Source organism: Streptomyces sp. NPDC104202 (assembly GCF_055584185.1).
Genome location: NZ_JBVJMN010000111.1, coordinates 1 through 9,068, shown reverse-complemented (window position 1 = coordinate 9,068; position 9,068 = coordinate 1). Strand labels below are relative to the sequence as shown.

Below are 9,068 nucleotides of genomic sequence, written 5' to 3'. Positions count from 1 at the left end.
GATTTCTCCGCAGAAGTGTCTCCTCTTTGCTCTGATCTATGGCCCGCCCCCCCCCCCCCCCGGGGGAGGGGGGCCCCCCCCCTCCCCCCCCCGGTAGGCTGACCTGGCCCGAAGGGCAGCACCACCCCCGTCCGTCCGAAGGGACACCCCATGCCGCTCGAAGCCGGCCTCCTGGAGATCCTGGCCTGCCCGGCCTGCCACGCTCCGCTGAACGACCGCACCGCGGACGAGACCCCGGAGCTGGTCTGCACGAGCTCCGACTGCGGCCTCGCCTACCCGGTCCGCGACGGCATCCCGGTCCTCCTGACGGACGAGGCCCGCCGCCCCTGACGCCCTGGGGCGCGCGCGGCGCCCGGCCCGAGGCCGGGCCCGCCCCCCCCGCCAGGGCGGCCACAGCGACCGCCCGCACCGGACCCCGGCCGCAGCGCAGCGCCCGGGGGCCCCGTACTCACCCGCTCACCCGCTCACCCGGGAGGCACCGCCACATGCTCGACGAGACCCTCCTCGACGCACCGGACGCCCTCGCCCTCGCCGACCACCGCGGTCTCCTCCGCGGCGCCGCCGAAGCAGGCGCACGGGTGCGGACCGCCGCCCGCCACGCCGCCGAGGCCGGCATCGCGGACCTCCGCCCCGAAGGCCGCCCCCGCGCGGTGCTCGTCGCCGGCCCCGGCACCGCCGCCGCGGGCGTCGCCGACCTGATCGGCGCCCTCGCCGGAGCCTCCGCCCCCGTCGTACGCCTCCAGCCCACCGGCGTCGCCCCCGCCGCCGGCGCCCTGCGCTGGGCCCTTCCCGGCTGGGCCGGCTCCGTGGACCTCCTGCTGCTGCCGACCACCGACGGCTCCGAACCCGGCCTCGCCCTCCTCGCCGAGCAGGCGTACCGCCGCGGGATCACCGTCGTCGCCGTCGCCCCGAAGGCCTCGCCGCTCGCCGAGACCGTCAGCGGTTCGCACGGCCTGTTCGTCCCCATGGCCACGGCCCCCCACGAGACCCCGAACGAGTTCGGCGAGAACCTCGCGGCCAGCCCCGGCGCCCTCTGGGCCCTCTTCACCCCGCTGCTCGCCCTCCTCGACCGCGTCGGCCTCCTCGAAGCGCCGCCCGAGGCCCTGGAGAAGGTCGCCGACCGGCTCGACCGCACGGCCGAACGCTGCGGCCCGGCCATCGCCACCTACAGCAACCCGGCGAAGACCCTCGCCGCCGAGCTCGCCGACTCCCTCCCGCTGATCTGGACCGAGGGCAACGCCGCCGGTCCCGCCGGCCGCCGCTTCGCCGCCGTCCTCGCCGAGCTCGCCGGGCTCCCCGCCCTCGCCGCCGAACTCCCCGAGGCCCTCCCCGCGCACGGCGTCCTCCTCGCCGGCGACTACGCCGCGGGCGCCGACCCCGACGACTTCTTCCGCGACCGCGTCGACGAGCAGCAGGCCCTCCGCGCCCGCGTGGTCCTGCTCCGCGACCGGCCCGCCGGCGGCCTCACCGCCGCCCCCGCCGCCCGCGAACTGGCCCTCGGCCACGAGACGGCCATCAGCGAACTCGAACCCGAGGAGGGCGGCGAACTGGAGACCCTCGCCGAACTGCTCGCCGTGACCGACTTCGCGGCCCTCTACCTCTCCCTGGCCACCCCGGGCCGCACCACCCCCTAGCCCGCCCGGCCGCGGCCCGGCCCGGCGGACACCGCCCGGACCGCGCCGGGACCCGGCGCCGCACCCGGCGCCCGCCCCGTCCACCGCCCGGGCCCGTCCCCGTCCCCGGGCCGTCACCGACCCGTCACCCTCCCCCTGTCACCTGTCTCCCGACACCCCTCACCATCCGTCGTCACCACCCCGAGGAGCTGGCAGGCATGGACCGCCTCGTCAACACCGTTCGCCCCTACGCCTGGGGCTCCACGACGGCCATCCCGGAACTGCTCGGCCACGCCCCGACCGGCGAGCCCCAGGCCGAGATGTGGATGGGCGCCCACCCCGGCGCCCCCTCCCGCACCGAGCGGGGCCCGCTCGACGCCCTGATCGCCGCCGACCCCGTACGGGAACTGGGGGAGCGGGCCGTCGGGAAGTTCGGACCGCGCCTGCCCTTCCTCTTCAAGGTCCTCGCCGCCGGCGCCCCGCTCTCCCTCCAGGTCCACCCCGACCTGGCCCAGGCACAGGCCGGCCACGCCGCCGAGGAGGCCGCCGGCATCCCCGCCGACGCCCCGCACCGCACGTACCGGGACGCCAACCACAAGCCCGAGATGATCTGCGCGCTCACCCCCTTCGACGGGCTCTGCGGCTTCCGCGACCCCGTCGAGTCCGCCGACCTCATCGCCGCGCTCGGCGTCGACAGCCTCAAGCCGTACGTCGACCTCCTCCACGCCCACCCCGAGGAGGCCGCGCTCCGCGAGGTCCTGACGGCCCTGCTCACCGCCGACCGGGAGGAGATGGCGGAGACCGTCGCCGAGGCCGCCGCCGCCGCCGAACGGCTCGGCGGCGCCCACGCCCCGTACGCGAGCCTCGCCCACCACTTCCCCGGCGACCCCGGCGTCATCGCCGCCATGCTCCTCAACCGGGTCGTCCTCCAGCCCGGCGAAGCCCTGTACCTCGGCGCCGGCGTCCCGCACGCCTACCTCGACGGCCTCGGCGTCGAGATCATGGCCAACTCCGACAACGTCCTGCGCTGCGGCCTCACCCCCAAGCACGTCGACGTCCCCGAACTCCTGCGGATCGTCCGCTTCGAGCCCGCCGACCCCGCCGTCCTGCGCCCCGAAGCGTCGCCCACCGGCGAGGAGGTCTACGAGACCCCCATCGACGAGTTCCGGCTCTCCCGGTTCGTCCGGGCCGAGGACGCCGCCCCCACCGACCTCACCAGCCCCACCCCGCAGATCCTGCTCGCGGTCGCGGGCAGCCCCCGGGCCGGCGAACTCACCCTCGCCCCCGGCGAGTCCGTCTTCGTCCCGGCGGGCGAACCCACCCAACTCTCCGGAGCGGGGACGGTCTTCCGCGCCACCGTCGTGGCCTGATGCGACAATGACCGGCCGAACCGCGGCGATCGAGCCGGAGCATCGACGAAGGGACCACGTACACCCATGAGCGCGTCAGGCGGAACCAAGGCGATCGTGGCGGCACTCGCCGCCAACCTGGCGATCGCCGCAGCCAAGTTCGTGGCGTTCCTCTTCAGCGGTTCGTCCTCGATGCTCGCCGAGAGCGTCCACTCGCTCGCCGACTCCGGCAACCAGGGCCTGCTCCTCCTCGGCGGCAAGAGGGCCCAGCGCGAGGCCACCCCGCAGCACCCCTTCGGGTACGGCCGCGAGCGGTACATCTACGCCTTCCTCGTCTCCATCGTGCTCTTCTCCGTCGGTGGCATGTTCGCCATCTACGAGGGCTACGAGAAGATCAAGCACCCGCACCCCATCGAGGCCTGGTACTGGCCCGTCGGCGTGCTGGTCTTCGCGATCATCGCCGAGTCCTTCTCCTTCCGCACGGCCATCAAGGAGTCCAACGAGATCCGCGGCGGCCTCACCTGGACGCAGTTCGTCCGCCGCGCCAAGGCCCCCGAGCTCCCCGTCGTCCTCCTGGAGGACCTCGGTGCGCTCGTCGGCCTCGTCCTCGCCCTCGGCGGCGTCGGCCTCGCCCTGCTGACCGGCGACGGCGTCTGGGACGGCATCGGCACCCTCTGCATCGGCGTCCTGCTCATCCTCATCGCCCTGATCCTCGCCGCCGAGACCAAGTCGCTCCTGCTCGGGGAGTCCGCCGGCATCGAGCAGGTCAAGGCGATCGAGGCGGCCGTCGTCGACGGCGACACCGTCACCCGCCTCATCCACATGCGCACCCTCCACCTCGGCCCGGAGGAGCTCCTCGTCGCCGCCAAGATCGCCGTCCAGCACGACGACTCGGCCGCCGAGGTCGCCCACGCCATCAACGCCGCCGAGGAGCGCATCCGCGCCGCCGTCCCCATCGCCCGGGTCATCTACCTGGAGCCGGACATCTACAGCGAGAGCGCCGCGGCCGCCGGCAGCAACCCCGCCAAGAGCCCGGGCGGCGACGGCCACTGAGCCCCGCGACCCGACGGAGGCCCCCAGGACCGGAGGACACCGGCCAGGGGGCCTCCTCGCGTGGCCGGTACTTCCCGTACGAGTGTGGGTCGCTGCACCGATCGGTGTAGATTCGTGACTGCCAGACGTCGCTGCTGATGGCGGTCGGGCGGTCCCCAGGACCGGCCGAGGGAGAGAGGGCCTCCGACGACTGCACCGCGGGACACCCGGGCATTCGTATGCCGTCGTCGTGCCCCGGCGGTGCCAGGCGCTCCCACAGACCCTCGCACCCGAATCCACGAGGAGCAGCTCCAGTCATGACGACTGTCGCCAGCCAGCAGGACTTCAAGGTCGCCGACCTCTCCCTGGCCGCCTTCGGCCGCAAGGAGATCACCCTCGCCGAGCACGAGATGCCCGGCCTGATGTCGATCCGCCGCGAGTACGCCGAGCAGCAGCCGCTTGCCGGCGCCCGCGTCACCGGCTCCCTGCACATGACCGTGCAGACCGCCGTCCTCATCGAGACCCTGGTCGCCCTCGGCGCCGAGGTCCGCTGGGCCTCCTGCAACATCTTCTCCACCCAGGACCACGCCGCCGCGGCCATCGCCGTCGGCCCGAACGGCACCCCGGAGAACCCGCAGGGCGTCCCGGTCTTCGCCTGGAAGGGCGAGACCCTGGAGGAGTACTGGTGGTGCACCGAGCAGGCCCTCACCTGGCCGAACACGCCCACCGGCGGCCCGAACATGATCCTCGACGACGGTGGTGACGCCACCCTCCTCGTCCACAAGGGCGTCGAGTTCGAGAAGGCCGGCTCCGCGCCGGACCCCGCCACCGCGGACAGCGAGGAGTACGGCCACATCCTGCGCCTGCTCAACCGCACCCTCACCGAGAACCCGCAGAAGTGGACCCAGCTGGCGTCCGAGATCCGCGGCGTCACCGAGGAGACCACCACCGGCGTCCACCGCCTGTACGAGATGCACCAGGCCGGCGACCTGCTCTTCCCGGCGATCAATGTGAACGACGCCGTGACCAAGTCGAAGTTCGACAACAAGTACGGCTGCCGGCACTCGCTGATCGACGGCATCAACCGTGCCACCGACGTCCTCATCGGCGGCAAGACCGCTGTCGTCTGCGGCTATGGCGACGTGGGCAAGGGTTGCGCCGAGTCCCTCCGTGGCCAGGGCGCGCGTGTCATCGTCACGGAGATCGACCCGATCTGCGCGCTCCAGGCGGCGATGGACGGCTACCAGGTCACGACCCTGGACGAGGTCGTGGAGACCGCCGACATCTTCATCACCACGACGGGCAACAAGGACATCATCATGGCCGCCGACATGGCCAAGATGAAGCACCAGGCCATCGTGGGCAACATCGGTCACTTCGACAACGAGATCGACATGGCCGGCCTCGCCAAGACCGCGGGTATCGTCAAGGACGAGGTCAAGCCGCAGGTCCACACCTGGACCTACCCCGACGGCAAGGTCCTGATCGTCCTCTCCGAGGGTCGTCTGCTGAACCTGGGCAACGCGACCGGTCACCCGTCCTTCGTGATGTCGAACTCCTTCGCGGACCAGACCCTGGCCCAGATCGAGCTCTTCACGAAGCCGGAGGAGTACCCGACCGACGTCTACGTCCTCCCCAAGCACCTGGACGAGAAGGTCGCCCGGCTCCACCTCGACGCCCTCGGCGTCAAGCTGACGACCCTCCGTCCCGAGCAGGCCGCCTACATCGGCGTCGAGGTCGAGGGCCCCTTCAAGCCGGACCACTACCGCTACTGATGCCCCGGCCGGCGGCGCCCGCGCGCTGACGCGGCGCCGTCCCGGACACCCGTAGAGGACTCAGGCAGGCCCCCCGCACCCCCGTGTCGGGGGGCCTGCCCCGTCCCGCCCCCGCCATCGCCCCTGGAAGCCACCCGAGGACCCATGCCCCGCGGCCGCTATTCGTTCCACGACCCGCATGACCACACCCCCCTCGGTGAAGAGCACTTCCACTGCGCCCCCGGCCCCTCCGGCTGGCGCTACGTCGCCCAGACCACCACCCCCTCGGGTGATCACCGGGGCTCGATCGACCTGGCCGTCGACGAACTGGGCCGCCCCATCCGACTCGAACTGCACGCCGCCGGCTGGCAGGTCCGCGGCGCGGCCCTCGACGGCGTCACCTGGGTCCGCACGGACCCCACCGGAACCCACGCCACCGAAGGCAATGTGCGCGCCCACGCCTTCACCGGCATGTCCCCGGCCTTCCTCGTCGCGCTCACGCGACTCCTGCGCCTCACCCCCGCTTCCCCCGAGACCCGCGTCCGGCTCGTCGCCCTCACGGATCCCGTGCTCGCCCCCCTGACGACCGACCAGTCCTGGGCCCTGCTGAGAAGTGAAGCGCACCCCACTGACAACGGCCCCCTGACCGTGGACGAGTACCAGGTCAGCGACCTGGACACCGGCGAGCGCCACACGGTCCACATCGCCGGGGACGTCGTCCTCGCCGCTCCCGGCGTCGAACTGGAGCACCTGGAGACCCCGCCGTCGGTCTTCCCCTGACCCCGCCCCCCGGGCGAACGGCTCCTCAGGCAGGCGGCGCGAACCCCGTCCGCCGCACCCCGCCACCGTCCGCCCCCTCCGCCGCCGACTCGACGGCCCCCGGCGCCACCGGGGGAGCGCCGGCCGAGGAGTCCGCACGCGGGACCTCCCCACGCGGCGGTCGTGTCCGCGGAGGTTCCGTCCGCGGGGCTTCCTGGCCGTTCGGGGGAGTGACGCCCGAGTACGAGAAGACCGGCGCGGCCCTGCCCGCGGCCCCCGCCCCGGCTCCGGGGAACGCCCCGGCACCCGGCACCCCCGCCTGCGGGGAGAACGCCCGCCGGGCGTCCCGCGCCTGCCGCTCGGCCACCACACCCGCCAGATACGTGTCGGCCGGCACCCCCGGTGGCGGAGGCGTCCCCGTCCTCGCCACCAGCTCGTCGGCCAGCCGCTCCGCGAGCCGCCGCCCGATCGCCGGATCCAGCTCCCGCGCCCGCGTCAGGTACTGACGTACCTCCAGCCACAGCGGCTCCGGCACCGCCGACAGGTCCAGCCCGGCGAACCGCCCGACCAGCCACGGCGGCGGCGGGGGCACGACCGCCACCCGCGCGGCGGGTATCCGCTCCCGCACCACCAGCGTCCCCGCGAAGACGTCCCCGAGCCGCCGGCCCCGTTCCGACACCAGCGACGCGACGCAGGCCACGACACCGAAGGTCATCAGGATCTCCACGACGCCCAGCGCCCCCCGCACCAGCGCGTGCCGGAACCGGATCGGCCCGCCGTCGTCCCGTACGACCCGCAGACCGCAGGCCATCTTCCCCAGCGACCTGCCGTGCGACAGCGTCTCCACCGCGATCGGCGCCCCCACGAGCACCAGCAGGAACGACGCGATGGACAACGCCGTCACCGCGGCCTCGTCCAGCGACGCGGTGGCGACCGCCAGGGCCAGCGTGATCAGCAGGTAGACCGCCCACACCACGACCAGGTCGATCAGTACCGCCAGCGCCCGACTCGGCAGCCGCGCCGGCTGCAACCCCAGTACGACGGCGTCCCCCGTCACCAATCCGCTCACGGCACCCACCCTTCTCCGCCCTTCCCGACCCCTCCGCACGCCAGTCTGCCAAGCTGACCGGCAGCGCGCCGCAGTAGTACGGACCCGTCCGCAGCCAGTGCCTGGAGCAGCAGCCGATCATGGACCTCGACGTCTACGTCACCGCCCACCGCGCCGAGTGGGAACGCCTCGACCACCTCCTGCGCCGCGGCGGGAAGCTGACCGGCGCCGAGGCCGACGAACTCGTCTCCCTCTACCAGCGCACGGCCACGCACCTCTCGATCGTCCAGTCCCGCACCCCGGACCCGATGCTCACGGCCCGGCTCACCCAGCTCGTCGCCCGGGCCCGCGCCACCGTCACCGGCACCCGTCGCTCCTCCTGGCGCGACGCGGCCCGCTTCCTCACCGCCGGCTTCCCCGCGGCCGTCTACCGCTCGCGCCACTGGTGGATCCCCACCGCCGTCCTCTCCGCCCTCCTCGCCGTCCTCATCGGCTGGTGGATCGGAACGCACCCGGAGGTCCAGGCGTCGATCGGAGCCCCCGCAGACCTCCGCGAGATGACCCGCCCCGGAGGCCAGTACGAGACGTACTACTCCAGTCACCCGGCGGCCTCCTTCGCGGCCCAGGTGTGGACGAACAACGCCCAGGCCGCCGCCATGTGCCTGGTCCTCGGCGTCTTCCTGGGCATCCCGGTGCTCTGGATCCTCTTCCTCAACATGCTCAACCTCGGCGTCGGCATCGGTCTCATGTCCTCCGCCGGCCGCCTCGACGTCTTCCTCGGCCTGGTCCTCCCGCACGGCCTGCTCGAACTCACCGCGGTCTTCGTCGCCGCCGGCACCGGCCTCCGCCTCGGCTGGACTGTCGTCGACCCGGGACCGACCACGCGCCGCGCCGCCCTCGCCGAACAGGGCCGCGCCGCCGTCGGCATGGCCATCGGCCTCGCCCTGGTCCTCTTCGTCTCGGGACTCATCGAAGGCTTCGTGACCCCCTCCGGCCTGCCCACCTGGGCCCGCATCACCATCGGCGTCGCCGCCGAGCTGGCCTTCCTCGCGTACGTCTACGTCCTCGGCGGCCGCGCCTCCCGCGCCGGCGACACCGGCGACCTCGACGAGCCCGACCGCAGCGCGACCCTCCCCACCGCCGCCTGATGTGCGTACGGCCCCGCCGACCTGCTAGTGTCCTCCGGTGCCCACAAAAGCCGTTGACACGGCAGGCGTGGGGAGGTAGATTCAAACGGTTGCCTAGAACTGGACAGTTCGGCAGCAAACCATTAGAGTCACACTCACTCCGGTCGGGAATTCGATTCCACGGAGTCACTCCGATTCTCATTCGAATCACCAAAGCCACCGATTAGGTCGGCCCAAATGATTCTGATAAAGTCGGAACCGCTGAAAGGACCGAAGAGCGAAAAGCGAATCGGACCGGAAAGCACCGAGGAAATCGGATCGGAAAGATCTGATAGAGTCGGAAACGAAGGAAGCGCCCGGAGGGCCTGGAAACAGGAACGAAGGAA

The 9,068-nt window shown here is 72.9% G+C and carries 8 protein-coding genes; 7 read left to right on the top strand and 1 reads right to left on the bottom strand.

All coding sequences use genetic code 11. The features are described from left to right. Positions 1 to 150: 150 nt before the first annotated feature. The 6 genes from ACZ60W_RS36690 to ACZ60W_RS36665 all read left to right on the top strand — a co-directional run bounded on the left by ACZ60W_RS36690 (position 151) and on the right by ACZ60W_RS36665 (position 6,528). A complete protein-coding gene (locus ACZ60W_RS36690) occupies positions 151 to 330 on the top strand; it encodes a Trm112 family protein (protein WP_469759741.1) in 180 nt (59 codons plus the stop codon). A gap of 155 nt (positions 331 to 485) precedes the next feature. Further along, positions 486 to 1,634: an SIS domain-containing protein gene (locus tag ACZ60W_RS36685; protein WP_469759740.1), complete on the top strand. Its 1,149-nt coding sequence runs from the start codon at positions 486 to 488 to the stop codon at positions 1,632 to 1,634. Positions 1,635 to 1,831: 197 nt separating this feature from the next. Next, a complete protein-coding gene (gene manA, locus ACZ60W_RS36680; RefSeq protein ID WP_469759739.1) occupies positions 1,832 to 2,983 on the top strand; it encodes a mannose-6-phosphate isomerase, class I in 1,152 nt (383 codons plus the stop codon). A gap of 66 nt (positions 2,984 to 3,049) precedes the next feature. After that, positions 3,050 to 4,015, top strand: a complete 966-nt coding sequence (locus tag ACZ60W_RS36675) for a cation diffusion facilitator family transporter (RefSeq protein ID WP_469759738.1) — start codon at positions 3,050 to 3,052, stop codon at positions 4,013 to 4,015. 296 nt (positions 4,016 to 4,311) lie between these two features. Next, positions 4,312 to 5,769 carry an adenosylhomocysteinase gene (gene ahcY / locus ACZ60W_RS36670; RefSeq protein WP_469759737.1) on the top strand — a complete coding sequence of 486 codons (1,458 nt, stop codon included), beginning with the start codon at positions 4,312 to 4,314 and terminating at the stop codon, positions 5,767 to 5,769. Positions 5,770 to 5,913: 144 nt separating this feature from the next. Further along, positions 5,914 to 6,528: a hypothetical protein gene (locus ACZ60W_RS36665; protein ID WP_469759736.1), complete on the top strand. Its 615-nt coding sequence runs from the start codon at positions 5,914 to 5,916 to the stop codon at positions 6,526 to 6,528. Positions 6,529 to 6,553: 25 nt separating this feature from the next. On the opposite strand, the gene ACZ60W_RS36660 is transcribed toward ACZ60W_RS36665, so the two are convergent. Then, the gene (locus ACZ60W_RS36660) at positions 6,554 to 7,576 is read right to left on the bottom strand and encodes an RDD family protein (protein WP_469759735.1); all 1,023 of its coding nucleotides are present in this window, start codon (positions 7,574 to 7,576) and stop codon (positions 6,554 to 6,556) included. A gap of 119 nt (positions 7,577 to 7,695) precedes the next feature. Between ACZ60W_RS36660 and ACZ60W_RS36655 the strand changes: the two genes are divergently transcribed. Further along, positions 7,696 to 8,703, top strand: coding sequence for a stage II sporulation protein M (locus ACZ60W_RS36655; RefSeq protein ID WP_469759734.1), 1,008 nt, complete (start codon positions 7,696 to 7,698; stop codon positions 8,701 to 8,703). Positions 8,704 to 9,068: the final 365 nt, after the last annotated feature.

What these genes read in the sequence shown, in the direction of transcription:
- ACZ60W_RS36690 (WP_469759741.1), top strand. Translation starts at nt 151, where the DNA reads ATGCCGCTCGAAGCCGGCCTCCTGGAGATCCTGGCCTGCCCGGCCTGC.
- ACZ60W_RS36665 (WP_469759736.1), top strand. Translation starts at nt 5,914, where the DNA reads ATGCCCCGCGGCCGCTATTCGTTCCACGACCCGCATGACCACACCCCC.
- ACZ60W_RS36675 (WP_469759738.1), top strand. Translation starts at nt 3,050, where the DNA reads ATGAGCGCGTCAGGCGGAACCAAGGCGATCGTGGCGGCACTCGCCGCC.
- ACZ60W_RS36655 (WP_469759734.1), top strand. Translation starts at nt 7,696, where the DNA reads ATGGACCTCGACGTCTACGTCACCGCCCACCGCGCCGAGTGGGAACGC.
- manA (WP_469759739.1), top strand. Translation starts at nt 1,832, where the DNA reads ATGGACCGCCTCGTCAACACCGTTCGCCCCTACGCCTGGGGCTCCACG.
- ACZ60W_RS36685 (WP_469759740.1), top strand. Translation starts at nt 486, where the DNA reads ATGCTCGACGAGACCCTCCTCGACGCACCGGACGCCCTCGCCCTCGCC.
- ahcY (WP_469759737.1), top strand. Translation starts at nt 4,312, where the DNA reads ATGACGACTGTCGCCAGCCAGCAGGACTTCAAGGTCGCCGACCTCTCC.